A 383-nucleotide genomic window follows, 5' to 3' on the forward strand; every position below is an offset into this window, starting at 1 on the left:
CAAACATTGGGCCAAATCGGTTCCACCAGAAACGGACGGTTTCGTGGCTGACATCGATGCCTCGTTCATGCAGAAGATCTTCAACATTCCTAAGCGACAATGGGAACCGAACGTAGAGCATTACCGCTAGACGGATGATTTCAGGACTCGTTTTGAAGTAGCGGAAAGGGGAGCGTTTTGTCATGGACAAACGCTAGTTTCTTGCCCTGCCAGCCTCAAGAGAATTTCCTCTGACAGTGCCCGATCCCTCGTTCGTGGAGTAAATCTTCCACGTTTCGAAGTGAGAGTGGGAATCTGACGTACAACATCACCGCAAGACGGATGATTTCAGGAGACGTCTTGAAATAGCGAAAAGGAGCGCGTTTTTTCATGACACAACGTTA

At 48.6% G+C, this 383-nt stretch carries 2 pseudogenes; both read right to left on the reverse strand.

The features are described 5' to 3' along the window. Nucleotides 1–184 (reverse strand): annotated as a pseudogene (locus tag AB9F26_RS22345) (IS6 family transposase); the annotation flags it as partial. Nucleotides 185–242: 58 nt separating this feature from the next. Then, nucleotides 243–371: pseudogene (locus tag AB9F26_RS22350) on the reverse strand (IS6 family transposase); the annotation flags it as partial. Between the last annotated feature and the right edge of the window lie 12 nt (nucleotides 372–383).

It is taken from the genome of Falsihalocynthiibacter sp. BN13B15 (genome assembly GCF_041205415.1).
Taxonomy (GTDB): Bacteria; Pseudomonadota; Alphaproteobacteria; order Rhodobacterales; family Rhodobacteraceae; genus Falsihalocynthiibacter; species Falsihalocynthiibacter arcticus.